Source organism: Variovorax sp. YR216 (assembly GCF_900107745.1).
GTDB lineage: Bacteria > Pseudomonadota > Gammaproteobacteria > Burkholderiales > Burkholderiaceae_C > Variovorax.
In genome coordinates this window covers 165,512-190,635 of the sequence record NZ_FNRO01000007.1, presented here as the reverse complement: position 1 = coordinate 190,635, position 25,124 = coordinate 165,512, and the positions used below count along the sequence as shown (strand labels likewise).

The window sequence follows — 25,124 nt, the reverse complement described above, 5'->3', positions numbered from 1 at the left end:
ATAGCGCAATTCGCCGAAATCTAGAATCCATGCCATGAATATCAGGGCCATCGACCTCAACCTGCTGCCGGTGCTGGATGCGCTGCTGAGACATCGAAGCGCCACATTGGCCGCCCGCGAACTCAACATGAGCCAATCGGCGTTGAGTACCGCGCTGGGACGGCTGCGCACGCTGCTCGACGACGAGCTGTTCGTTCGAACCGGCCGGGGCCTTCGGCCTACAGCGCGGGCCAGCGCACTCGCCGAGCCATTGGCCGAGATCATCGAGCGCGTGCGAGACCGGGTGCTGCAGAGCGTCACCTTCGACCCGCAGGCGTCCAGCGCGGCGTTCCGCATCGCGCACTCGGATGTCGGCGCCTACGTCCTGTGGCCCAGGGTCGTGCGGGCCGTGCGCGCGCGTGCGCCCGGCGTGCGGCTCTCGCTCAAGACCCTGCAGCAGTCGGAAATAGCCGATGCCCTGGCCGAAGGACAGGTGGACCTCGCCATCGGCAGCTACCCGGGCTTGCCCGACACGTTGTTCCAGCAGCGCCTGTTCGAACGGGTCTACGTCGCGCTCGTGGCTGCGAGTCATCCACTGGCACGCAAGTCACTCACGCTGCGCAGCTTTGCCGCTGCACCCCAGATCGTCGTGCGGGCTGCGTCGGGCGTGCAGGATCGGATCGACGCCACCTTGGCACGCGCCGGACTCACCCGCACGGAATGTGTGGAGCTGCCCTCATACCTCATGATCCCGCCCTTGCTGGAGGGCGGTGACTTTCTGGCCGTCGTGCCGGGCCAGCTTGCCGACGCCTTCTCGCGCCGCGGGGACTTCGTGAGCCGCAAGCTTCCGCTTCCCGTGCCGCCATCGGTCATTCGCATGCACTGGCATCGCCGCTTCAATGAAGACGCCGGCAATCGGTGGCTGCGCGCGCTGATGGTCGAGGAATTCGGCAGCGGACCTGCCACCTCACGCGCCTAGATGAGGGCGAGCGTCGCGGATGCGGTGGCTAGCGACCCATGTCCTTCGAGCTCCCGCACACGCATCTTCAACCCCACCGGCGCCATGGCCAGCTGCAGCAGTTCGCGCGGCTCCTCGCCGTTGGCCGTCCCGACGTCCAGGATGTCGAAGCGACTCAGCAGGACCGCCATCGCCATCTTGATCTCGACCAGGGCGAGGTAGCGTCCGGGGCAGATGCGCGGGCCGGCGCCAAAGGGCATCGAGATGCGCTTGGCAGCGCTGGCGCTCTGGCTGGGGTTGTCATCGGCCAACCAGCGTTCGGGGCTGAAGCGGGCGGCATCGTGAACGTGCGCCTCGCTCACGGCGTCGCGACGCATGACCGCGATCACCAGCATGCCGGCCGGGATGTGGACGTCACCCAGCGTGGTGTCGCGCAGGGCCTGCATGGTGTTCTGCGGCGCCACCGGCTTCAGGCGCATGGATTCATGGGCGCAGGCCTCGATGTAGTCCAGTTGACCGATCTGGTCGACGGTGGGCGGCTGCCCGTCCGAACACACCCGGCGCGCCTCCGCGGTGGCCTTGGCCAGGGCGTCCGGGTTCTGCCACAGCAGGTGGATCATCCACGCCAGCGTGTTCGCGGTGGTGTCTTCCCCGGCCAGCAGCATGGTGAGCACGTTGCCTGCGACCTGCCTGTCGTCCATGCCGCTGTCGGGCTCGTCCGCCGCGACCAGCATGGCCTCCAGCAGGTTGGATGGATGCTCGCGGAGTGCAGGGTTTTCCTGCAATCGCTTGCGGCCTTGCGCGATGAAGCCGTCGACCGCGGCATTGACTTCAGCCACGCTGCGCACGAGGGCGCGATCTTCGGCCGACGGGAACCAGCGCCACATCGGAAGCGGCGCGAAGATGCGCCTGAACACGGCGGGGAAGAGGCGGTTCAGGTGCTCCTGGATCACATCCTCCCCGCTCTGCAGCGTGTTGACCTCGGCGCCAAAGGCCAGGCCGGCGATCGCATCCACCGTGAAGCGCATCAGGTCTTCGCGCAGGTCGATGGCGGCACCCTGGCGCGCGGCCTGCTGCCAGCGCTGGACCAGGCGCAGCGCGACGCGTTGCAGTGCCGGGTGGTAGCGCCTGACATGCCCGGGGTCGAAGGCGGCCATCACCATGCGTCGCTGGCGCCGCCAGGTCTCGCCATTGGCGCCGAACACGCCGCCCGTGAGGCCGAGTTCGGTCCAGACCTGCTCGAGCCTGGTGGTGCGGCGAAAGCCGTCGGGGCGGTCGCGCAGGGCCGCGGCAATCAGCTCATGGTCGCCCACCGCCACCGCACGGCGAGGGCCCAGGCGCAGCTTGAAGATCGGGCCGTACGCCTCGCACCAGTGCTCGAGTTGCAGGTGCAGCCGCGTGGAGTCGACCTGGAGCAGGTTGCCGAACACCGGTACGCCACGCGGGCCGGGCAGGTCGTCGAACTGGCGCAGTCGGGTCGCCGTGGTGGGTGCGGTGGTCATGGGCGTCTCCATCCGATGAATTCAGTTTGGGTTCTCAAACTCCGCAATCGGCGTTCTGGATGATAGCGGCGGCCTCCCACAATCTGGCAACATCGTCGTTCGCCTACGCCACGCCAACCTGCCCTGTCATCCGGCCGGGTGGCCCAATGAATGGGAGCGATGTCTCATGGAACTCTCGAACCACACGCTCAAGGACCTCTTCAGTCAGCTCGGCCTGCCCGATTCGCATGGGGAGATCGAAGCGTTCATCGCAACGCACCGCCCCCTTGCCGATGACGTCCCTCTCGCGGACGCCCCGTTCTGGACCTCGTCGCAGGCGCGCTTCCTGCGCGAGGAGATCAACGAAGACGCGGACTGGGCCGAACTGGTCGACCAGCTGAACCTGAGCCTGCGCGCATAGCGCGACGCAACGCCGGTCGAGGGGCCACGCCGGCCGCCGCCTGCTCGCGCGCGACCACTTGCGTCTACAGTCGCGCCCAGACGATGGACCGGACTACGCCCCTGCGCTGGCGCTGGCTGCCTGTGGAAGGCAGTTGGCGCTATCACCTGTTGCTTGCGGTGGCAGGCATGTTCGTGCTCGGGCCGCTGGCAGGCGTGACCGCGGCCTACATGAACTTCTCGCTCGGCTTCTTCGTCGGCGGGCAGGTGCTCGCGGGGCTGCTGGGGTCCGCGGTGACCGCGGGCTACGGTGCAGCCGGCCGCCATGGCGCGAACTACATCCAGACCGCCGCGGCCTCGGTCGCGAGCATGAGCGGCCTGGGCGTGCTGCTGCAGGCCATGGCATGGATGGGACTGCCGCAACCGCCGGCCTGGCAGATGGTGCTGTACCTCACCTGCGTCGGCATGTTCGGCGTCGGCGTGGGCATGCTCTACACGCCGGTGCTGGTGGATCGCATGCGGTTGACCTTTCCGTCGGGTCTCGCGGTCGCGAACATCCTCCGGGCGCTGACCGATCCCGATCTGTTGCGCCGTTCGGTGAAGCAGCTTGGCGGCGGCGCGGCAGTCGGCCTTGCGTCGGGCCTCGCGACGAGTCGCCTGCCGCTGCTCGGCGCGATCGAACTCTCGGCATCCACCTTCGGCGCGGGGCTGGTGATCGGTGCACGCATCGGCATCCCGGCCGTGGTGGGCGGACTGATCGGCGTGGCGCTGAAGCCGCACTTCGTGGGCATCGGCTGGCTCCAGCCCGGCGATCCGCCGCGCAAGATCATGTTTCTCATCGCGCTCGGCACCATCATGGGCGCGGCGCTCATCGACCTCGGGCTGATCTTCGCGCGGGCACTGCCACGTGCGCGGCGTGAAGCGGCTGCCCGTGAGCCGACACCGGCCGTCGAAGACTGGAAGCGCGTGAACATCGTGCGCCTCGTGCTGTGGGTGCTGTTCTGGGCGATCGCCACTGTCGTCAGCGGCCATCTGCTGCTCGGCCAGCCGGTGTTCTATCTCGCGGTGGCCGTGGCGCTGGTGTTTCTCTTCGCGCTGGTGAACGGGATCTCGGTGGGCATCAGCGATTCCAATCCGATCTCGTCGGCCTTCGTGGTCACGGTGATCATCCTCGCGGCGCTCGGCCTTCGGGACCCCGGCGTGGGCCTGATGGCCGGCGCCGTGCTGCTGGTGGCGACGAGCGTCGCCTGCGACATGCAGCAGGACCGCTCCACCGGCTGGCGGCTCGGCACGCCGCGTGTGCTGCAGTTCCGCTACCAGGTGCTGGGCATCCTGATGGGCGCGACGATGGCGGTGGTCTTTGCGCGCCTCTTCATGGCCGCGTATCCCGTGCTGTTGCAGGACCAGACGGTGATGAAGGCCGACCAGCAGCCCGCCGAATGGGCTTCGGCCATGACCTACAAGCTCGTGGGCGTGCTGCGCGGCCTGACCGACGAGATGCCCTACCAGCGCACCGCCATTGCGATCGGAGTCGCCGCCGGTGCGGTGATCGAGGTGCTGCGCAAGCGGCTGCGCCCGCGCAGCTTCTGGCTCGATGCGATCGTGCTGCCTTCGCCCTATGCGCTGTCGTTCGGCGGCTTCGTCAACCTGCCGACCTCGCTGTGGCTCGGCGCGGGCGGCGTGGCGGGCAGCCTGCTCGATGCACGCAATTCCAGACGCAAGGACGTGCCGCCGGACATGGGAATCGCCTCCCTGTTCGGCGGCGGCCTGATCGCCGGCGACGCGCTGGCGGCGGTCGGGATCGGCGTTGCGAGCCTGCTCGCGGCGTTGGTCTAGCGGTTGGCTACGGCGCCAAATAGCTTTCAGCCAGCAGCGCCCAGTAGGCCGCCCCGATCGGCAGGTTGCTGTCGTTGAAGTCGTACCCGGGGTTGTGGACCATGCACCCGCCATGTTCCCCACCGCGGCCGTTGCCGATCATCAGGTAGCAGCCGGGCCGCTTCTCCAGCATGAAGGCGAAGTCCTCGCTGCCGGTCACCGGCGCCGCCTGCATCTCGACATGCGCGTCGCCGACCAGCTGGCGGCCGATGCTGCGCGCGAAGTCGGTTTCCTCCGGCGTGTTCACCAGCACCGCGTAGCCCGGGCGGAAGTCGATCTCGGCGCGTAGGCCGAAGCTCTCGGCCTGCGCGTTCACCACCGCCTTGAGCCGCTGTTCGAGGAGCACGCGCGTCTCGCGGGTGAGCGCGCGCATGCTGATCTCCAGCGTTGCGGACTGCGGGATCACGTTGTTGGCCTTGCCGCTGTGGATCGCGCCCACGGTGACGATCGCCACCTGCTGCGGATCCGCGTTGCGCGAGACCAGTGTCTGCAGCGCCATCACGAGGCTAGCGGCGGCGACGATCGGGTCGCGCGCGTGGTGCGGCATCGCGCCGTGGCCGCCCACGCCATGCAGCGTGACGGTGGCGTAGTCGGACGAGGCCATGGTCGGCCCGTCGCGAAAGGCGAAGTCGCCCTGCGGGCGCCCGGGCATGTTGTGCATCGCGAAGATGGCATCGCAGGGGTACTTCTCGAACAGGCCGTCTTCCATCATGCGCACCGCGCCGCCCATGCCTTCCTCGGCGGGCTGAAAGATCAGGTTGAGCGTGCCTGAGAAATCGCCTTCGGTCGCGAGGTACTGCGCCGCGCCGAGCAGCATCGCGGTGTGCCCGTCGTGGCCGCAGGCATGCATGATGCCGGGCCGCCGGCTGCTGTAGGCGAGACCGGTCTTCTCCTCGATGGGCAGTGCGTCCATGTCGGCACGGATGCCGATGCTCCTGCCGGCGCTGCCGCGCGTGATGCGACCGACCACGCCGGTGCCGCCGAGGCCGCGCTCGACCTCGTAGCCCCACTTCTGCAGGCGCTCGGCCACCAGCGCGCTGGTGCCGTGTTCCTCGAAGCCGAGTTCGGGGTTCTGGTGGATGGTCTGCCGCACGGTGACGAATTCGCTCGCGTGGTCGCGCATGTACTGCAGGTAGTGTTCGGGACGCTTGGGCACAGGTTCTCCTTCGGGATCGATGGGATGGTGGTTCAGGGGCGCAGGGACATCGAGGCGGGCAGCTTCGTCCACGGCAGGTCGGCCGGGTCGGCAGCCATCGGGCCTTCCGCCTTGGCCACCAGGATGTGGCTGGCGATGGGTGCGAAGTCGGCGCGGAAGTGCACCGAGCTCTTGTTGACGAGGATCTTCATCGCCTCGGGCGCGATGCCCAGGAAGCGGAAGAGCTCCCGGTCGAGCATCTGGGTCTTGCGGGTGCAGACGCCGACGAGCACGCCCTGCACTTCGAGGCACGCGCTCGGGCCGAGGCGCACTTCGCCGCCCATGCCCATCGGGCCCTTGAGCGTGACGTGTCCGTCGCCGAGCCGGCGCACGGTGGCGCGCGCGATCACCGGCGCGTCGCTCTGCCGTCCGCCCCAGGTGGGTACGGTGCGGCCGAGTTGCACGTCGATGTGCGCGCCCTCTCCCGCCGCATGGGCCTGCGCCGCCGCTTCGGGGTCCGCGAGCAGGCCGATCGCGACCTGGCCCGGAAAGCGCTCGCCTGCCCTGCAGGCCAGCAGCGCGTGCAGCATGCCGGTGGTGTTGCTGTCGCCGCCCGCGCCGGGGTTGTCCTGCGTGTCGGCGATCACGACGGGCTTGTCCGCCTCGGCAGCGAGTTCCATGGCCTGCCGCACCGCCGCGTCGGGTGTCTTCAGGTCCAGCCGCCACTGGCTGCGCGGCTGGTCCACGCGCGCGAAGAGCGCTTCGACCGCCGCCGCGGCCTCGTCGCCATAGCCCCAGATCACCGGCCCGCACTCGGCGATGTCGGCGGCGGGAAAGCCCATCGCGAAGCTCAGCACGCTGCCGTGGTCTTGATCGAGCCGCAGCAGTTCGTCGTAGACCGCATTGGCCGGTGCGGTCATGGTGCTTTGCGCGTTGAGCGGCAAGAGGAAGTCCAGCCGCCGCACCGCCAGCGGCTCGCGCACGCCGCGTTCGATGCGGCGCGCAAGCAGCGTCGCGGCGAGCGCGCCAGTGTCCTTCATGTCCACATGCGGGTAGGTGCGGTAGGCCACGAGCGCATCCGCCACGTCCAGCATCCCGGTGGTGACATTGGCGTGCAGGTCGAGGCTCGCGACGATGGGCACCCGTGGGCCCACGCGGGCGCGGATGCGCGCAAGCAGTTCGCCTTCGGGGTCATCGAGATGCTCGGTGACCGCCGCGCCGTGCAGGTCGAGGTAGACCGCATCGACGCCCGGCCCCGCGAGCGCGGCGCACAGGTCCTCGTCGATGTCGCCCGCGATGCGCTCGAAGGCATCGCGCGTGACATGCGCCGAGGGGTTGGCGCCGGCCCAACCGGATGCGGTGAGCGACCAGCCGCGCGCCTCGGCTTGCTCGATGAAGCCGCCGATCGGGATGGCCCTTCCGCGATAGGCCTCGATGATCGCGGGCCCGCGCCGGTACGGCGGAAAGCCCGAGCCCGCCTCGAAGGCGGCCCAGTCGGCACGTGTGGGAGCGAAGGTGTTGGTCTCGTGCTGGAAACCGGCGATGAAGACGTTCATGGAGTCGATCATGGAAATGGGTGGGGTTCGGTTCAAGGTGCATGACCCACGGATTGGCCCCGGCCGAAGGCGAAGCCTCGTCCGGGTGCGGCCGCGAGCAGCGCGCGGGTGTAGTCCTCGCGCGGCGCGAGGAGCACGTCGCGCGCGGGACCCTGCTCGACGATCGCGCCCTGCCGCATGACGATCACGCGGTCGCAGATCTGGCTGGCGACCCGCAGGTCGTGCGTGATGAAGAGGATGCCGATGCCGGTCTTCTGCTGGATCTCGTCGAGCAGCTTCAGGATCTGCGCCTGCACCGACACATCGAGCGCGGAAACGGCTTCGTCGGCGATCAGCAGCTTGGGCTCGCAAGCCAGCGAGCGCGCGATGCACAGGCGCTGGCGCTGGCCGCCGGAGAACTCGCTCGGATAGCGCCGCAGCGCCTCGGGCTTGAGGCGCACGAGGTGCATCAGTTCCTCCGCGCGCTGCCATGCCTTCTCGTAGGGCACGCCGAAGTTCAGCGGGCCTTCGATGATCGACGCGCCGACCGTCTGGCGCGGGTTGAGCGAGCGATACGGGTCCTGGAAGATCACCTGCACATCACGCCGGAACGGCGACAGCAGCCGCCCGCGCAGATGCGCGACCGAGCGCCCGTTGGCGTGGATCTCGCCGGCGGTCGGGTCGATCAGCCGCGCGATGCAGCGCGCGAGCGTGGACTTGCCCGAGCCCGACTCGCCCACGATGCCGACGGTTTCCTTCGGCCGCACCACCAGCGACGCTTCCTTGACCGCGTGCACTTCGCGCCGCTTGCCGGGCCAGCTTCCGCTGACGTAGGTCTTGACGATGCTGCGGGCATCCAGCAGCGGGAAGTTGTCGGTGATCGGCGGTCGCGGATGCGCCGCGAGCTCGGGCACCGCGGCAAGCAGCATTTGCGTGTAGGGCTCTTCGGGCTGCGTAAGCACACGGCGCGCAGGGCCGCGCTCGATCATCTTGCCCAGTTGCAGCACCACCACCTGGTCCGCGATCTCGGCCACCACACCGAAGTCGTGCGTGATGAAGAGCACCGCGGTGCCGTTCTCGGTCTGCAGCTCGCGGATGAGCTTGAGGATCTCGGCCTGCGTGGTCACGTCCAGCGCGGTGGTAGGCTCGTCGCAGATCAGCAGCGCCGGCTTGAGGATCAGCGCGATCGCGATCACGATGCGCTGGCGCTGCCCGCCCGAGAGCTGGTGCGGGTACGAGTCATAGATGCGCGGCGGGTCGGGCAGCCGCACCCGCGCCATGATGTCGAGGATCGCCCGGCGGCGCTGCGCCTTGTCCATGCGCACATGCTGGGTGAGCATCTCGTCGATCTGCTCGCCGCAAGTCATGACCGGGTTCAGCGCGGTCATCGGCTCCTGGAACACCATCGCCATCTTCGGCCCGCGCAGCGCGCGGAACTCGCCCTGCGTGGCGCCGACCAGTTCGCGGCCATTGAGTTCGATCGAGCCCGCGACCGGCGCAAGGCCGGGCGGCAGCAGGCCCATCACCGCACTCGCGATCACCGACTTGCCCGAGCCCGATTCGCCCAGCAGGCAGACGATCTGGCCTGGCGGCACCTCGAAGCTGATGTGCTCCACCGCATGGGGCCGGTCGCCGCCGCGCGGCAGCGCCACCGCGAGGTTGCGCACCGACAGCACCGGCTGCAAGGCCTCGCGTGCGGCGGCCGCCTCCATCACTTCCGTCTCGACGGTCATCTGCATGGTCCTACTCCGCGCGCTTGTTGAACTTGGGGTCGAGCGTGTCGCGCAGACCGTCGCCCAGGATGTTGACCGCCAGCACCGTGACGGCCAGGAAGATGCCCGGGAAGAGCACGTTGTGCGGGTACTGGTTGAACTGGGCACGGCCCTCGGCCATGATGTTTCCCCAGGTCGCCATCTCGGCCGGCAGGCCCACGCCGAGGAAGGACAGGATCGCTTCCACCAGGATCGCCGACGCGCACACGTAAGTGCCCTGGATGATCAGCGGCGCAATCGCGTTGGGCATGATGTGCCTGGCCAGCAGCTTCCAGGTCGGTGTGTCGAGGGCGATGGCGGCTTCGACATAGGGCTCCTCGCGCACGCTCAGCACCACCGAGCGCACCAGCCGCGCCACGCGCGGAATCTCGGGCACCGCGATCGCGAACACCACGGTGGCCAGCGTGCCGCCGAAGAGCGCGACCAGGCTCACCGCGAACAGGATGCCGGGGATCGCCATCACGCCGTCCATGAGGCGCATGACGATGCCGTCGAGCCGGCGGAAGTAGCCGGCGGTGAGGCCGACCATCAGCCCGAACACCAGCGCCAACACCGCCGCCGCGAGCCCCACCGTGATCGACACGCGCGCACCGTAGAGCGTGCGACTCCAGATGTCGCGGCCGAGGCTGTCGGTGCCCATCACGAACAGATGGTTCTCGATCACGTCGCCAGAGAGGCTGTTGAAGTCACCGCGGCTGCCGGGCATCAGGTTGCCGCTGCCGGGGTCCATCGCGACCGGGTCGATGGTGCCGAGCCACGGCGCGGCGATGGCCATGGCGACGAGCAGCACCAGCGCACCGCCGCCGAAGCGCACCGCGCCATTGGCCAGCACGCGGCGCCAGAGCGGCTTGCGCCTGGCCGGCGGTGGCGCTTCGGCCGCGGGATCGATGGACAGGGGGTCCAGGATGGCTTGTTGCGTCATGGACGTTCCTTCAGTAGCGGATGCGGGGATCGAAGACCAGGTAGCTCAGGTCCACCAGCAGGTTGACCAGCACGTAGATCACCGAGAAGAAGAGCGTGATGCCCTGGATGAGCGGAAAGTCGCGCGAGAGCACCGCGTCCACCGTGAGCGAGCCGAGGCCGGGGATGGCAAATACCGACTCGGTGACCACCACGCCGCCGATCAGCAGCGCGATGCCGATGCCAATGACGGTCACGATCGGCACCGCCGCGTTGGCCAGCGCATGGCGCATCAGCACGCGCGCTTCGGGGATGCCCTTGGCGCGCGCAGTGCGGATGTAGTCCTCGGTCATTGCCTCGGCCACTGCGGCGCGGGTGACGCGTGCGATGAGCGCCACGTAGATCACAGACAGCGCCACCGCCGGCATGATCAGGTTGCGCAGCCACGGCCAGAAGCCGTCGGCGATGCGGTTGTAGCCCTGCACCGGCAGCCATTGCAGCTTGAGCGCGAAGAACCAGATCAGCAGATAGCCGATCACGAACACCGGCACCGAGAAGCCCAGCGCCGAGAAGCCCATCAACGTGCGGTCCAGCCAGCCGCCGTGGCGCCATGCGGCGAGCACGCCGAGCGGCACCGCGATCAGCAGCGTGAGCAGCAGCGTCACGCCGGCGAGCGCGAGCGTCGGCTCGATGCGCTGGCCGATCAGTTCGGCGACCGGCTTCTTCATGAAGAAGGATTCGCCGAGATCGCCACGCAGCAAGTGCGCGCCCCAGCGGCCGAACTGCACCGGCAGCGATTCGGTGAGGCCGAGGTTCTTGCGCACCTGCGCGAGGTTCTCGGTCGTGGCGTTGTCGCCCACGATGGCCGCCGCCGGATCGCCCGGGGCCAGCCGCGTCATCAGGAAGACGATCAGCGCCACCACCACCAGCACGGGCAGCGTGGCGACGATGCGCCGCAGCAGGAAGGCCATCATGGTTCTTGCTCCGGTCAGTTCTTCTTGATGCCCCAGAGCACGCCCACCGGGCCCGAGACCAGGCCGGAGATCACGCCCTTGCGATAGGCAGTCAGCGGCTTGTATTCGCCCACCGGCGCGAACACCGCGGCGTCGTACACGCGCTCCTGGATCTTCGTGGCGAGCGCCTTGCGCTGCGCTTCGTCGCTGGTCTTGAGGAACTCGCCCTTGAGCTTCTCGAGCTCGTCGTCGGTGGTCCAGCCGAACCAGCCCTTCTCGCCGTTGCCGGTCATCGGCGCGAAGAACATCGGGTTGATGTTGTCCGCGAGGCCCCAGCCGGTGATGAAGGCATTCCAGCCGCCTTCGCTCGCAGGCTTCTTCACCGCGCGGCGGGTGACCAGCGTGGGCCAGTCCATCGACTGCAGGTCGACGTTGAAGCCGGCCTGCTTGAGCAGCGCCGCCATGACCGGCGGGAACTTGTTGATCGCCGGGAAGTTGGCCGGGTAGAGGAAGACGATCGGCTCGTTCTTATAGCCGGCTTCCTTGAGCAGCGCCTTCGCCTTCTCGAACTGCGGCTTGCCGGTGAAGTACGAGGTCTTGGTCGAGTGGAAGGTGGTGCCGGTCGGGTAGATCGACGGGTTGGTGTTGTACAGCTCCTTGTGCACCATCTGGGCGCGCAGCAGCGCCTCCTGGTTCATCGCCATCAGCGCGGCCTGCGCGATCTTCGCGTTGTTGAAGGGCGGCACCAGGCGGTTCAGGTGCAGCGCGTAGGAGCCGGTGGGCACCGGGCTCGCGAGCTCGATCTTCGGGTCGTCCTTGAGCGCGAGGTATTGCTCGGAAGGCACCCACTCGATCATGTCCACTTCGCCGTTGGCGAGCGCGTTGGCCTGGGTCTGCGCGTCGTTGAGCACCACCCATTCCATGCGGTCCACGTTGACCACCTTGCCACCCGCGGTGCCGCTCGCGGGCTCCTTGCGCGGCACGTACTTGGTGTTCTTGACGTAGACGATCTTCTCGCCGGGGCGGTATTCATCGGCCTTGAAGATGAACGGGCCCGAGCCGACGGTGCTGGTGATCTGCTGGTCGGCCGGCGTCTCGGCCACCGACTTGGGCATGATGAAGGGCGGGTTCGACGAAGGCTTGGAGAGCGCCTCCAGCACGAGGCCGAAGGGCTCCTTGAAGGTCATCACGAAGGTCTTGTCGCTCTTCGCCTCCATGCTGGCGAGTGCGGCCATCATCTTCTGGCCCAGCCCGTCGCGCTGGCCCCAGCGCTTGATGGACTGGATGACGTCGGCCGAGGTCACCGGCTTGCCGTCGTGGAAGGCGAGGCCGTCGCGCAGCGTGAAGGTCCAGGTGTTGCCGTCGGCGCTGCGGTTGTAGTCGCCCACCATCTGCGGATGCACCTTGCCCTGCGCATCGACGCCGAAGAGCGTGTCGTACACCGCGTAGCCGTGGTTGCGGGTGATGAAGGCGGTGGTCCAGATCGGATCGAGGATCTTCAGGTCGGACTGCGGCACGATGCGCAGCACCTTGTCCTGCGCCTGCACGAGCGGCGAGAGCCCGACGAGCGCGGCACCGATCAGGACGGCGGCGAGAGACTTCTTGAACATGGATCAGCTCCTGGTGAATGAAAGCAAAGGGGAAAAAAGAAAAGCAGGCAGGTGGTCAGGCCATGAAGCGCCGCGCGTCGCGCGCATCGCGCTCGACCTGCTGCGTGAGGCGCTCCAGGCATTTGTCGAACAGCGCGCGCTCCGAATCGCTGAGCACGCTGAGCAGGGACCGCTCCATCTTTCGGCCCAGCCGGTTGCACTGCTGAACGACGTGGCGGCCCTCCTCGGTGAGATGCAGGTGCACCCAGCGCGCGTCCTGCGCACCGATCTCGCGCAGCAGCAGTTGCCGGCGGACCAATGCAGTGACGAGCTTGGACACCAGCGTCTTCTCCAGACGGCTCGCGGCCACGACCTCGCCCTGCGTGATGCCCGGCGTGGCATAGGCGAGCCGAAGCACCCGCAGCTCGCGCAGGCTGACGCCGTGCGTCTCTTCATAGACGTCGGTCGCCAGTTGCTTGGCCTGGTCGTTGAACACGTCGATGCGGAAGGTGAGGAAGTCGTTCAGGCCGGCCATGTGCTGCTCCATCGATGCACCATCAGGTGCGACTGGCAATAGTTGAAATTTGCAACCATTGCGTGAAGGAAAAGCAGCATTTGTGCCCGGCATCGGCACCATCAGCGGGCGCTCGATGACGAAAGAAGAAAGAACGAAGAAAGGAAGGACAGTGACACGGTGACCTCGGCGACAGACGCGGACGTGGCAATGCCACGGCCGTCATCCCGCGCTGTCCCTTGTGCCTGAGAGATTCACCGCGCGCGCACTGTGCGCCTGCGGCTTGCCCCTTCGGCGGCTGGGCGGTCGATCCGTCCAGCGCTCTCCAGCGTTTTGGTGCATCCAGTCCTGGAACCTGAGCGTTGGTGGGAACTCGCCTTCGGTAATGCACCGTCATGAATCACGAGCGGGCATTTCTCCTGGATGCTGCGGGTGGGGTTGCACGTTGCGTGCCAACCCGCCGGGTCGCGGCGTTGGTCTAGCATGCGGGCGCAACAACACACGGGAAGCGAAGCAATGACATCCGACAAAGTGGCACTCATCACCGCAGGCGGCAGCGGCATGGGCGCGGCCGCCGCCGAACGCCTCGCGGCAGACGGCTTCAAGGTCGCGATCCTTTCGTCGTCCGGCAAGGGTGAAGCGCTGGCCCAGCGGCTCGGCGGCGTCGGCGTCACCGGCTCGAACCAGTCGACCGACGACCTGCGCCGACTCGTCGATCTCGCGATGAACCAATGGGGCCGCATCGACGTGCTGGTCAACAGCGCCGGGCACGGCCCGCGCGCGCAGATCCTCGAGATCACCGACGAGGACTGGCACCGCGGCATGGACACCTACCTGATGAACGTCATCCGCCCGACGCGCCTCGTCGCACCGGTGATGCAGCGTCAGAAGTCAGGCGCGATCATCAACATCTCGACCGCATGGACCTTCGAGCCGAGCGCCCTCTTCCCGACCTCGGCGGTGTTCCGCGCCGGGCTGGCATCGTTCACGAAGATCTTCGCGGACACCTACGCGGCCGACAACGTCCGCATGAACAACGTGCTGCCCGGCTGGATCGACAGCCTCCCCGCCACGGAGCACCGCCGCGATTCCGTGCCGATGAAGCGCTACGGCAAGCGCGAGGAAGTCGCCGCGACCATCGCCTTTCTTGCGTCCGAGGGCGCGGGCTACATCGCCGGCCAGAACATCCGCGTCGACGGCGGTCTGATGCGCTCGGTCTGACCGCGCCTCACGCGCGCGGACCGGCTGTCTCGCGCAGGATCTCGAGGAAGCGCCTGGCCAGCGGCGAGAGCACGTGGTCCTTGCGCATCAGTGCGCCGATCTCCCGGGCGAAGCAAGCCTCCGCGAAGGGCAGCGGCGCCAACCCTTCGCCGGCAGGGCCCGCCAGCATTGCCTGGCTCATCAACGCCACCAGGTCGCTGCGGATCACGAGCCGGCTGAGCTGCGATGCGGTGTTGCTCACCTCGACCGCGACACGCGGCGGCGGCATGCCCGCTTCGGCCAGCCGCGCTTCGACGCCGCGCCGACCCGCGACGCCGGGCCCCGGCAGCATCCAGTGCGCGTCCACCAGGTCCTGCAGCCGCACGCGGCGCCGCCGGAGCAGCGGATGGTCTTCGCGCACCACCATGCACAGGTCGTCGTTCATCAGCGGCACCGCTTCGAGGTCCTCGGGCAGCACGCGCGGAATCGCGTTGATGCTGAGGTCCAGATCGCCAAGCCGCAACGCTCCGAGCAACGCATCGTTCAGGTTGACCATCACGCGCAGGCGCGCAGCCGGCCGCTGCTGGTGAAGCTGGAGGCACGCAGGCACGAAGAGCCGCTCCGCGTAGAGCGGCGACACGCCGACGCGCAACAGGCCCATCGCGCCAAGGTGCAGGTCGGAGGCCTCCTTGATCGCATCGCCGAGGCTCGTGCGCAGTGTCTGCGTGCGCTGGCGGAATTGCTCGGCAACCGGCGTGAGCGTCATGCCGCGCGCACCGCGGTCGAACAACGGAAAGCCCAGTTCCTTTTCGAGCCGCTGCAGGCCCTTGGTCAGCGCCGGCTGCGAAAGACCGAGCGCCGCCGCCGCACGACGCACCTGGCCGTGCTCGGCCACCGCCAGGAAGTAATCGATGTCATCCAGCCGCAGGGCCATGGCCGCCTCCTTGAAGATTCCCGCCGCATGAGGGCGTCACCGCTCCGATAACGCTGCGTTATCGGAAAACGCGGCTGGATTATCCGCAGACGGGCGTTCGATTCCTAGACTTTCTCCATCCACTTCAGGAGACAAGCAATGAAGCACCGCCCTGCCCGACCGGAGGCCCGCCCATGAATCTCGGCATGTACCTTGCGCGCGGCGCGCGCCAATGGGGTGATCGCCCCGCAGTGCTGTTCCGCGACCGCGCGCTCAGCTACCGCGACCTGGAGCTGCGCTCCAACCGGCTCGCGCATGTGCTGGGGGCACTCGGCCTCCGGCGCGGCGACCGCGTGGCCGTGGTCTCCCCCAACCGGCCGGAGATCGTCGAGCTCGAATGCGCGCTCTACAAGGCCGGCCTGGTGAAAGTCGCGCTCAACTCCCGCCTCGCGCCGCAGGAACTGGCCGATGCGCTCGCCAACGCCGAACCCGCCCTCTGCCTGGCCGGTCCCGAACATCGCGGCATGGTCGACGAGGCCGCGGCCGGCGTGCCCTCCTTGCGGCACCGGATCGCGTTCGACCCCACGCCCGAGAGCGACAAAGGCGGCTGGCTGCAGTACGAAGCCTTGCTCGCCGGGGTGTCCGACGCTCACATGCACGAGGAGATGAAGCCCGACGAACTCGCCGTGCTGCACTACACCTCCGGCTCCACCGGCAAGCTCAAGGCCGCGATGCAGACGGTGGGCAACCGCTTCGCGTCGCTGCGCAAAAACGTGATGGGCCGCATGCATGCGCAGCCCGGCGACGTGCTGATGCTGTCCGGCCCGATCACGCATGCCAGCGGCATGTTCATCCAGCCGGTGCTCTACCAGGGCGCGACGATCCTTCTCATGGAGGGATTTCGCCCGGCAGAGTACCTCGATGCGATCGAGAAGCACCGCGTCACCATGGCCTTCCTGGTGCCCGCGATGATCTACGCGCTGCTGGCCGAGCCGAGCCTTCGCGGGCGCGATCTCTCCAGCCTGCGGCTCTTGAGTTACGGCGCCGCGCCAATGTCCCCGTCGCGCATTCGCGAAGCGTGGGCCGCGTTCGGGCCGGTGCTTGCACAGGGCTATGGCGCAGGCGAAACCACCGGCGGCGTCGTCGGGCTCGGCATCGCCGACCATGCGGCGGCCATCGAGGGCGGCAACGAGGCTTTGCTTTCCGCCTGCGGGCGTCCGTTCTGCGAGTCCGACGTGCAGGTGCTCGACGATGCGGGCCAGCCGGTCAGCGGCGACGCGATCGGCGAGATCTGCGTGCGCGGCCCCGATGTGTTCGCGGGCTACTGGCGCGCGCCCGACCAGACCGCGCAGGCGCTCGATGCCAGCGGCTGGCTGCACACCGGCGACCTCGCGCGCGTGGACGATCAGGGCTACATCTACATCGTCGACCGCAAGAAGGAAATGCTGGTCTCCGGCGGCTTCAACATCTACCCGAGCGAGGTCGAGTCGGTGCTCGCACAGCACCCGGCGATCTACGAAGTGTGCGTGGTCGGCGTGCCCGACGACCACTGGGGCGAGACGGTCAAGGCCGTGGTCGTGCTGCGCGACGGCGCGGAGGCGGACACCGGCCAGATCATGGATTTCTGCCGCGGCCGGCTCGCGGACTTCAAGCGCCCGCGTTCGGTGGACTTCGTCCCGCAACTGCCCAAGAACGCGAACGGCAAGCTCTCGCGCAAGGACGTGCGCGAGCATTACTGGCGCGGCCGCGAGCGGCGCGTGAACTGAGGAGCCCCGAGATGGATGCAATGACCACCCCTATCCCGGCGCTGCGCGCGCCGATGCCGCCCTTCGAGGGCTCCGACGCAGCGCGCGACTTCATCGCCCGGCTCGACACCTTCATCCGCGACGAACTGCACCCGCTGGCCCAACAGCACGGCATCGACTCCGAGAACGGCGCGCCGCGCGCCCTGCTGGAGCAGGTGTGGAAGCGCTCGCGCGATCTCGGCTTCTACGGCATGACGCTGCCCAAGGCGCTCGGCGGCGCCGGCTTCAGCGTGGTCGACCACGCGCTGGTCAAGGAATTCATCTACGCGAGCGGCTCGCCCTTTGCGCCGCACGTGCTGGGCGAACTGACCGGCCCGCCGCGCGTCGGCGCGCTCGCCAGGCAGGCGACGCCGGACCAGATGGAGCGCTTCATCCTGCCGGTGGCGCGCGCCGAGAAGGCGATCTGCTTCGCGATCACCGAACCGGAGGCCGGCTCCGACGCCGGTGCGCTGCAGACGCGAGCGGTACGCGATGGCGATGAATTCGTGCTCGACGGCACCAAGCGCTTCATCTCCGGATCGCCCTTCTGCGATTTCGCGGTGATCATCTGCTCGACCAGCGACGATCCTGCGTTGCGCGAGACCACCGCCTTCTTCGTGGAGCGCGACCGCCCGGGCTTCCGCGTGGAAGCCGGCTACAAGACGATGGCGGGCCAGTCCCACACCGGCAACATCGTGCTGACCGGCTGCCGCATCCCGGCGGCGAACCAGATCGGCGAACGCGGACGCGGCCTTGCGCTGGCGCTCGGGCGCATCACGGTCAACCGCCTGCTGCATTGCCCGGCGATGCTGGGCCTGGCGCGCCTCGCGCTGGAGGACTCGCTGGCCCATGCCGCCAGGCGCCGCCAGTTCGGCCAGCCGATCGGCGCCTTCCAGGCGGTGCAGCATCTGCTCGCGGACATGGCGACCGAGCTCGCGGCGGCACGCGCGCTGATGCTCGGCGTGGCCCGCAGCCTCGATGCCGGCACCGACGCGCGCGCCGAGGCCTCGATGGCGAAGCTGTTCTGTTCCGAAACCGCCTTCCGCATCGCCGATCGCGCGGTGCAGGTGCATGGCGGCGAGGGCATCGTGCAGGGCAGCCGCGTGGAGTTTCTCTTCCGGCTGCTGCGCATGTACCGCGTGCTGACCGGTACCAGCGAGATCCAGCGCAACACGATCGCGCGCGAACTGCTGGGCCCGGCGGTGCGCTGAAGCCGCACACTCGAACCAAAGACAGGAGACAAGCATGCAGACAATCAACAGACGCAGCCTGCTGCTGGCGGCCGCCGGCCTCGCACTGGCGGGCCCGGGGTGGGCGCAGGACTACCCTTCGCGGCCGATCAAGTGGATCGTGCCCTACCTCGCGGGCACCGCGCCCGACATCACGGTGCGCATCACCGCCGAGGCGATGTCGCAGGTCCTCAAGCAGCCGGTGGTGGTCGAGAACCGGGGCGGCGCCGCCGGCAACCTGGGCGCCCAGATCGCGGCGCGCGCCCCGGCCGACGGCTACACCTGGGTGTATTCCGCCACGCCGATGGCGACCAACATGCGCATGTACCGCAAGCCGGGCTACGACGTGATGAAGGACTTCATCCACGTGGGCGGCATCACCCGCTCGGATGTCGTGCTGGTGGTGTCGGGCGATTCGGACATCGACAGTACGAAGGCGCTGGTCGAGCGCATGCGCCAGCAGCCGGGCAAGCTGTCGTACGCCTCCGGCGGCGTGGGCACGCCGGCGCACATGGGGGCCGAGCTCATCCTCAAGAGCGCCGGAGCGCAGGCGCTTCACGTGCCATACAAGGGCGCGTCGGAATCGGCGAACGCGGTGCTGGGCAAGCAGGTGGATTTCGCGCTCACCATCAGTTCGGTATCGCTGCCGCACATCAACGCCGGCAAGCTCAAGGCACTGGCGGTGACTGCGCCGACGCGCAATCCGCGCCTGCCCGACGTGCCGACCCTCGCCGAGGCAGGCATCGCGGGCGTCACGCTGGTGTCCTTCGGCGGGCTGTCGCTTCCGGCCGGCACGCCGAAACCCATCGTGCAACGCGTCTCGCAGGCACTTCAGCAGGCCCTGGCCGACCCTGCGGTGCGGGCGAAGCTGGAGGCCAACGGCGCCGAGGTCGTGGCCAGCCAGGCCGATGATTACGCGCGCTACCTTGCCTCGGAGATCTCGCTGACCGAGAAGATGATGAAGGTCGCGAACATCGCCGCGCAGTGAGGCGCGGGCCACCCGCTCAATTAGCGTTCTGGTAGCGCTCGATCTGGCAGGCGTAGCCCCCGGGGTCCGTCGCGCAGACCGAGTAGGTCCGTGGCGCCGGGCTGGCCGCGCAGCCGCACAGGGCGCCGACGGAACACGAGAGAAGAAGCGCGCTCAAAAGCTTGCACATGTCATCGGCCGCTCAGTGCGGCAGCTGCGCCTCGCCGAGCAGCTGCAGGATCGCAACGCGCACATGCTTCTGCATGGTCGAAACCGCGCGCTTGTCGCCGTTGAGGTGGCGGAGCAGGCACTGCTGGAAGAGGCCGTCGAACACCGCATAGGCCACGCCCGGCGGCACCGTCAGCGCCCTGCCGCCCAGCTCGGAGAAGCGCACCATGATGCGCCAGACCATGCGCTCGAGGCTCTTGTCGATCTCGGCCACGTCGGCGCGGAAGGCGTCTTCGAAGAGCGATTGCGAGCGGAGGTCATACCACAGGCGATGCAGCGGTGCCTCGTCGCGCACCGTCGCGCCGAGCGCATCGAGGAAGCCGTCCATCAGTTCCTCGAAGCTGGCGGACTCCTCGACCACCTGGTCGTAGCGCTTGACGCACACCGCCTTGTACTGGCGCACGCTGCACAGGATCAGGTCCACCTTGTCCTTGAAGTAGTAGTGCAGAACGCCATGCGAGTACTCGGAGTTCTGTGCGATCTCGCGCAGGCTGGTGCGCGCGTAGCCGAGCGATGCAAGTGTCTGCAGCGTCGCTTCGCCGAGCTCGGCGCGGCGCTGCGAAAACTTGTCGACCTGAGAGCGGGAAATGCGTTCCATCGCACGAAAAGATAGCACACAGGGCGTGTTTGACACATGCCCAGTTTTTTCTTGACACCTGTCAAGCCCACTCCTAGCATGACCTCGGCTTCGTTTTCCCGATTCATAAATCACAACCGGAGACAACATGACGAAGATCGACCTGACCGGCCGCAAGGCCCTGGTCACTGGTGCCGCGCGCGGCATCGGTGCTGCGATTGCGAAGGCACTGACCGACGCAGGCGCGTCGGTGATGATCGGCGACGTGCTCGCCGACCTGGGACGGGAAACCGCGCAGACGCTCAGTGCAGGCGGCTCGACCGCCCGCTTCGTGAAGCTCGACGTCACGAGCGACAGCGACTGGGAAGCCGCCGTCGCCGCCACCGTAAAGGAGCTCGGCTCCTTCGACCTGCTCGTCAACAACGCCGGCATCGAGATCACCTCGCTCGTGATCGATGTCAAGGCCGAGGATCTGCGTCGCATGTTCGACGTCAACGCGGTCGGCACGCTGCTGGGCATCAAGCACGCATTCCGTACCATGAAGCCCGGTGGCGCAGCGGGCCGTGGCGGCTCGATCGTCAACATCGCATCGGTGGCCGCGACCATCGCCTTCCCCGCGATCGCCGGCTATTCCGCCACCAAGTCCGCCGTCGACCGCATGACGCGCATTGCCGCCAACGAGTCGGGCAAGCTCGGCTATGGCGTTCGCGTGAACTGCGTCTACCCCGGCCTGGTGCCGACCGAGATGGGCATGAAGCTCGCCCACGACATCGTGGCCGCCGGCCTCGCGCCGAGCGTGGAGGCTGCGGTGGGCGATGTGATCGCGCAAACGCCGCTGGGCCGTCTCGGCGAAGTCGGCGACATGGCCGATGCGGTCGTGTTCCTGAGTTCCGACGCCGCCCGCTTCATCACCGGCATCGGCCTGCCGGTCGATGGCGGCATGGGCATGTAGCAGCACCCGATCCGATCCACACAGGAGACACGCATGAGCAGCAGCAAGAAACCCGTGATCGTCTACGGCGCGTCCGGCTACACCGGGCGCCTGGTGTGCGAATACCTGCGCGAGTACGGGATTCCCTTCATTGCGGCCGGCCGCAGCGCAGAGAAGCTGAACGACGCGATGAAGAGCCATGTGCCCGGCATCGAGACCGCGAGCTTCGAGGTGGTGGAGGTGCAGCACACCACCGAGGCACTGACGAAGCTCTTCAGCGGTGCATCGGTGGTGCTGAACACCGTCGGCCCGTTCGCGAAGTTCGGCCATGAGGTGGTTCAGGCCTGTCTCGCGGCGAAGTGCCACTACACCGACACCACCGGCGAGCAGGACTGGCTGATCACGCTCGAACGCGAGTACGGCGCGCAGTTCGCATCCGCCGGGTTGCTGCTGTCGCCCGGACTCGCGCAGATGTACACCACCGGCGAGATCGCGGCGCAGCTGTGCCTCGAGGAGCCGGGGCTCGACACGCTGGACATCGCAGTGTTCTGGGGTGGCAGCCCGACGATCGCCTCGACCCAGACGATCCTCGTCAACGCGGCGACCTCGAAGGCCTACTACCTCGAGCAGAAGCAGTACGTCGAATGGCCCGCCGATGCAGGCCTCTACCAGGTGGCGATCCCCGGCCAGCACGAATTGGCGCTGGCGCTGCCATGGGGCGGCACCTCGCACCCGGTGTGGTTCAAGCGCGATCCGCGTGTCGCCAACGTGAAGGTGCTCGGCGGCGTGTTCAATCGGCCGCTGATGCTCGGGGTGCCGCAGATCGTCGCGGCAGCACTGAAGGCGACCGAAGGCATGAACGACGACGACCGCTACGCCGCGCTGGCTCAGACGGCCGCGAGCGTGATGAACACCATGCCGCCGCGCGAGAACCCGCGGCTGAACCGCTCGCTCGATTCGGTCTACGCCTCGGGCCCGATGGGGCGCGCGCATTGCGTCATTCATGGCCACTGCAACTACAAGCAGACCGGGCTGATGCAGGCGTTTGCGGCCTACTCGCTGCTGCAGCAGCCGCCACGGCGCGCAGGCTTCGCGTCGGGCTGCCAGGCGTTCGGCCACCGCGAACTGCTCGGCGCCCTGAAGACCTTCGGCCTGGTGATGGACCCGGTGCTGACCCGTTCCTGAGCCACCATGCGGCTGACCGACTACCTCGACAAGGGCGCGCAGCTCGGCACCGATGCGCCCTGCCTCACAATGAACGGGCAGGACCTGAGCTATGCGCAGGTGCAGCGCATCAGCCACCGGGTGGCGCGCGCGCTGCAGCGCTCGGGCATCGCGCCCGGTGACAAGGTTGCCGTGCTGTCGGGCAACGACGCGAACGCCTTCGCCTGCGTGTTCGGCATCTCGCGCGCGGGCGCGGTGTGGTGCCCGATCAATCCGCGCAACGAGGCGGCCGAAAACAGCTACGTGCTCGATGCCTTCGATTGCACGGCGCTGATCTTCCACAGCGCCTTCCTGCCGATGGTCGAGCAGATGCGTACGCAGCTGCCCAAGCTGAAGACGCTGGTCTGCCTCGATCGCGCGTGCGACATCGCACCATCCTGCAGCGACTGGCTCGAAGGGGTCCCGGACGAACCCTTGCAGGTCCGGCCGCCCGACGACGTCGCCATGATCGCCGGTACCGGCGGCACCACCGGCCGCCCCAAGGGCGTGATGCTGACCGGCCGCAACCTGGAGACGATGTCGGCGCTGACGCTGATGGGCTATCCCTTCGACGGCCGGCCGGTCTATCTCGCGCTCGCCCCGCTGACGCATGCCGCCGGTGTGCTGTGCCTGCCGGTGATGACGCTCGGCGGGTGCATCGTGATCCTTCCCAAGCCCGATATCGGCGATTTCCTCGCCGCGATCGAGCACCACAGGGTCACGCACACCTTCCTACCGCCGACGTTGATCTACATGCTGCTCGCGCACGAGAAGCTCGCGGAGACGAAGCTCGATTCGCTGCAGTGCTTCTGGTATGGCGCAGCGCCGATCTCGGCCGCGCGGCTCGAAGAGGCGCTCACGAAGATCGGGCCGGTGATGGCGCAGCTCTTCGGCCAGACCGAGGCGCCGATGATGATCTCGATGATGCATCCGCGCGATCACTTCAGGGCCGACGGATCGGTCGCGCGGGAGCGCCTTTCCTCGGCGGGCCGGCCCGGACCGCTGGTGCAGGTCGCGATGATGGACGGCGACGGCCGCGTGCTGCCGCGCGGCGAGACCGGCGAGATCGTGGTGCGCAGCTCGCTCGTCATGGCCGGCTACTACAAGGACGCCGAGGCCACCGCCGAGGCCTCGCGCCATGGATGGCACCACACCGGCGACATCGGCTACCTCGATGCCGACAACTTCCTTCACATCGTCGACCGCGCGAAGGACATGATCATCAGCGGCGGCTTCAACGTCTATTCGGTCGAGGTCGAGCAGGCATTGATGCAGCACCCCGACGTGCAGGACAGCGCGGTGGTCGGCCTGCCCGACGACAAGTGGGGCGAGCGCGTGGTGGCGGTGCTTCAGCTGCGCGCGGGCAAAAGTGTCGACCCGGTCGACATCCAGGCCTTCGTCAAGGCGCGCATCGGCAGCGTGAAGGCGCCCAAGCAGGTCGAGATCTGGCCCGACCTGCCGCGCTCGAAAGTCGGCAAGGTGCTGAAGAAGGACGTGCGCAAGGCGTTGCTCAAAGGGACTTGAGCCGCTGCAGCATCGTCGGGATCAGTTCGCTGACGGTGGGGTGGATCGGCACGCTCGTCGCGATGCTGCGCACGTCGCCCCCCGCGTTCAGGATCGCGATCAGCGAATGGATCACCTCGTCGGCCTCGATGCAGACGAAGGTCGCGCCGATGAGCCGCATCGAATCGGCGTCGACGAGCACCTTCATGAAGCCGCGCGTCTCGGAACGTTCGCGCGCGCGGCCCACGTCCTTCATGGGCATGAGCCCGACGAGCACGCGCCCGCCGCGTTCGCGCGCCTGCTGTTCCGAATCGCCGATCCGCGCGAGCGGCGGATCGACGTACAGCGCATAGCGCGCCACGCGCTGGTCGATGCTGCGCGCCTCGCCGTCGAGCAGGTTCGCGGCCACGATCTCGTGGTCGTTCCACGAGGTGTGCGTGAATGCACCACGGCCGTTCACATCGCCCAGTGCCCAGATGCCGGGAACATTGGTGCGCAACTCGCCATCCACGCGGATGAAGCCCCGCGCATCCGTGGCGACCCCCACAAGATCGAGCCCGAGGTCTTCGGTGTTGGGCTGGCGGCCGACGGCGACGAGGACATGCGTCGCGCCCCTGCGCTCGCGAATCGGACCGCAGGCGAAGCTCACCATGACGGGCTCGTCCTTCTCTCCCGCTTCGAGGCCGAAGCAACTCGATCCGAGCTCGAAACGGACGCCATCGCTTTCGAGCGCGGCGCGGACTTCCGCGGCGGCCTCCGGGTCCTCGCGCGGCAGCAGGCGCTCGCCCATCTCGAAGAGGGTCACCTGGCTGCCCAGCCGCCGGAATATCTGTGCGAACTCCAGCCCGATCGCGCCGCCGCCCACGATGGCGAGATGCGGCGGCAGCGCCTCCAGCGAGAGCAGCGTGTCGCTCGTGAGGTAGGCCACGCCCGACCGGCGTGCCCAGTCCGGCTGCACCGGGCGGCAGCCGACGTTGAGGAAGATCTTCGGCGCCTGGAGCACGCGCTCGCCCACCACGAGCGTGTCGGGCGCCGAGAAGCGGGCATGACCCGAGACGAGTTCGAGGCCTTCGGTCTGCGTCAGCCACTTTTCAAGGCCGCTCGACGACTGCCCGACGACGCCGCGCATGCGTGCCATCACCCGTGCGAAGTCGATGGAGACTTCTCCGCCAATATCGACGCCGAACTCCCCGGCCCTGCGGGCCAGTGCCGCGACGCGCGCACTGGCAACCAGCGTCTTCGTCGGTGTGCACCCGGTGTTGACGCAGGTGCCGCCGAGGCGGTCGCGCTCGATGAGTGCGGTCCGGTGACCGGCCTGCGCGAGTCGCACGGCCAGTGCCGGCCCCGCCTGGCCGGCACCCACGACCAGCGCATCCCAATGCTCGGGGGTCATGTGCTCTCCTTCTCTCGCCGGGGCGACTCGGCAGGACGCCCGCGCCCTGCGTCATTGTGCTCGCGGCGGGGTTGGCTTTCCGCTGTTCCTTTGGGAAGATATGCCC

General features: G+C 68.1%; 21 protein-coding genes and 1 riboswitch. Of the genes, 10 read left to right on the top strand and 11 right to left on the bottom strand.

Annotated features, from left to right (window positions below):
- Nucleotides 1-34 precede the first annotated feature (34 nt).
- On the top strand, nt 35-958 hold the full coding sequence (locus BLW05_RS19810) for a LysR family transcriptional regulator (RefSeq protein WP_093165250.1): 924 nt from the start codon (nt 35-37) through the stop codon (nt 956-958).
- Here the strand turns inward: BLW05_RS19810 and BLW05_RS19805 are convergent.
- Nucleotides 955-2,439 carry a cytochrome P450 gene (locus tag BLW05_RS19805; protein WP_256330399.1) on the bottom strand — a complete coding sequence of 495 codons (1,485 nt, stop codon included), beginning with the start codon at nt 2,437-2,439 and terminating at the stop codon, nt 955-957. The two genes, BLW05_RS19810 and BLW05_RS19805, sit on opposite strands and share 4 nt — an antisense overlap.
- A gap of 166 nt (nt 2,440-2,605) precedes the next feature.
- On the opposite strand from BLW05_RS19805, the gene BLW05_RS19800 reads away from it, so the two are divergent.
- Together BLW05_RS19800 and BLW05_RS19795 are read left to right on the top strand one after the other, a co-directional pair.
- Entirely contained in the window at nt 2,606-2,839 is a 234-nt protein-coding gene (locus BLW05_RS19800; RefSeq protein WP_093165247.1) for a DUF2789 domain-containing protein, read from the top strand.
- Nucleotides 2,840-2,922: 83 nt separating this feature from the next.
- A complete protein-coding gene (locus tag BLW05_RS19795) occupies nt 2,923-4,653 on the top strand; it encodes an OPT/YSL family transporter (protein ID WP_256330398.1) in 1,731 nt (576 codons plus the stop codon).
- Nucleotides 4,654-4,660: 7 nt separating this feature from the next.
- On the opposite strand, the gene BLW05_RS19790 is transcribed toward BLW05_RS19795, so the two are convergent.
- From BLW05_RS19790 to BLW05_RS19760, 7 genes are all read right to left on the bottom strand, one after another.
- Entirely contained in the window at nt 4,661-5,815 is a 1,155-nt protein-coding gene (locus tag BLW05_RS19790) for a M20 aminoacylase family protein (protein ID WP_093165342.1), read from the bottom strand.
- Nucleotides 5,816-5,880: 65 nt separating this feature from the next.
- Complete coding sequence (locus BLW05_RS19785) at nt 5,881-7,383, bottom strand: M81 family metallopeptidase (protein WP_093165341.1); 1,503 nt, start codon at nt 7,381-7,383, stop codon at nt 5,881-5,883.
- A 32-nt stretch (nt 7,384-7,415) separates the two neighbouring features.
- Nucleotides 7,416-9,095: a dipeptide ABC transporter ATP-binding protein gene (locus BLW05_RS19780; RefSeq protein ID WP_256330407.1), complete on the bottom strand. Its 1,680-nt coding sequence runs from the start codon at nt 9,093-9,095 to the stop codon at nt 7,416-7,418.
- Nucleotides 9,096-9,105: 10 nt separating this feature from the next.
- The gene (locus BLW05_RS19775) at nt 9,106-10,056 is read right to left on the bottom strand and encodes an ABC transporter permease (protein ID WP_093165245.1); all 951 of its coding nucleotides are present in this window, start codon (nt 10,054-10,056) and stop codon (nt 9,106-9,108) included.
- 10 nt (nt 10,057-10,066) lie between these two features.
- Nucleotides 10,067-11,008 carry an ABC transporter permease gene (locus BLW05_RS19770; protein WP_093165244.1) on the bottom strand — a complete coding sequence of 314 codons (942 nt, stop codon included), beginning with the start codon at nt 11,006-11,008 and terminating at the stop codon, nt 10,067-10,069.
- A gap of 14 nt (nt 11,009-11,022) precedes the next feature.
- Nucleotides 11,023-12,597, bottom strand: coding sequence for an ABC transporter substrate-binding protein (locus tag BLW05_RS19765; RefSeq protein WP_093165242.1), 1,575 nt, complete (start codon nt 12,595-12,597; stop codon nt 11,023-11,025).
- A 55-nt stretch (nt 12,598-12,652) separates the two neighbouring features.
- On the bottom strand, nt 12,653-13,111 hold the full coding sequence (locus BLW05_RS19760; RefSeq protein ID WP_177142731.1) for a MarR family winged helix-turn-helix transcriptional regulator: 459 nt from the start codon (nt 13,109-13,111) through the stop codon (nt 12,653-12,655).
- A 201-nt stretch (nt 13,112-13,312) separates the two neighbouring features.
- Nucleotides 13,313-13,429: riboswitch (glycine riboswitch) on the bottom strand.
- Nucleotides 13,430-13,606: 177 nt separating this feature from the next.
- On the opposite strand from BLW05_RS19760, the gene BLW05_RS19755 reads away from it, so the two are divergent.
- On the top strand, nt 13,607-14,311 hold the full coding sequence (locus BLW05_RS19755) for an SDR family oxidoreductase (protein WP_093165240.1): 705 nt from the start codon (nt 13,607-13,609) through the stop codon (nt 14,309-14,311).
- A gap of 7 nt (nt 14,312-14,318) precedes the next feature.
- On the opposite strand, the gene BLW05_RS19750 is transcribed toward BLW05_RS19755, so the two are convergent.
- Nucleotides 14,319-15,224 carry a LysR family transcriptional regulator gene (locus tag BLW05_RS19750; RefSeq protein ID WP_093165238.1) on the bottom strand — a complete coding sequence of 302 codons (906 nt, stop codon included), beginning with the start codon at nt 15,222-15,224 and terminating at the stop codon, nt 14,319-14,321.
- Nucleotides 15,225-15,397: 173 nt separating this feature from the next.
- Between BLW05_RS19750 and BLW05_RS19745 the strand changes: the two genes are divergently transcribed.
- From BLW05_RS19745 to BLW05_RS19735, 3 genes are read left to right on the top strand one after another with little or no spacing between them, the layout of a single operon-like run.
- Entirely contained in the window at nt 15,398-16,969 is a 1,572-nt protein-coding gene (locus tag BLW05_RS19745; protein ID WP_093165237.1) for an AMP-binding protein, read from the top strand.
- 11 nt (nt 16,970-16,980) lie between these two features.
- On the top strand, nt 16,981-18,198 hold the full coding sequence (locus tag BLW05_RS19740) for an acyl-CoA dehydrogenase family protein (protein ID WP_093165235.1): 1,218 nt from the start codon (nt 16,981-16,983) through the stop codon (nt 18,196-18,198).
- A gap of 34 nt (nt 18,199-18,232) precedes the next feature.
- Nucleotides 18,233-19,204: a Bug family tripartite tricarboxylate transporter substrate binding protein gene (locus BLW05_RS19735; protein ID WP_093165234.1), complete on the top strand. Its 972-nt coding sequence runs from the start codon at nt 18,233-18,235 to the stop codon at nt 19,202-19,204.
- Nucleotides 19,205-19,385: 181 nt separating this feature from the next.
- On the opposite strand, the gene BLW05_RS19730 is transcribed toward BLW05_RS19735, so the two are convergent.
- Nucleotides 19,386-20,009, bottom strand: coding sequence for a TetR/AcrR family transcriptional regulator (locus BLW05_RS19730; protein WP_093165232.1), 624 nt, complete (start codon nt 20,007-20,009; stop codon nt 19,386-19,388).
- Nucleotides 20,010-20,136: 127 nt separating this feature from the next.
- On the opposite strand from BLW05_RS19730, the gene BLW05_RS19725 reads away from it, so the two are divergent.
- Genes BLW05_RS19725 through BLW05_RS19715 form a run of 3 tightly spaced genes read left to right on the top strand, consistent with a single transcriptional unit; the run spans nt 20,137 to nt 23,646 of the window.
- Complete coding sequence (locus BLW05_RS19725) at nt 20,137-20,940, top strand: SDR family NAD(P)-dependent oxidoreductase (protein WP_093165231.1); 804 nt, start codon at nt 20,137-20,139, stop codon at nt 20,938-20,940.
- 33 nt (nt 20,941-20,973) lie between these two features.
- The gene (locus BLW05_RS19720) at nt 20,974-22,104 is read left to right on the top strand and encodes a DUF5938 domain-containing protein (protein WP_093165229.1); all 1,131 of its coding nucleotides are present in this window, start codon (nt 20,974-20,976) and stop codon (nt 22,102-22,104) included.
- Between the two features lie 6 nt (nt 22,105-22,110).
- Entirely contained in the window at nt 22,111-23,646 is a 1,536-nt protein-coding gene (locus BLW05_RS19715) for an acyl-CoA synthetase (protein WP_093165228.1), read from the top strand.
- Here BLW05_RS19715 and BLW05_RS19710 read toward each other — a convergent pair.
- On the bottom strand, nt 23,633-25,018 hold the full coding sequence (locus BLW05_RS19710; RefSeq protein WP_093165226.1) for a mercuric reductase: 1,386 nt from the start codon (nt 25,016-25,018) through the stop codon (nt 23,633-23,635). The two genes, BLW05_RS19715 and BLW05_RS19710, sit on opposite strands and share 14 nt — an antisense overlap.
- Nucleotides 25,019-25,124 lie beyond the last annotated feature (106 nt).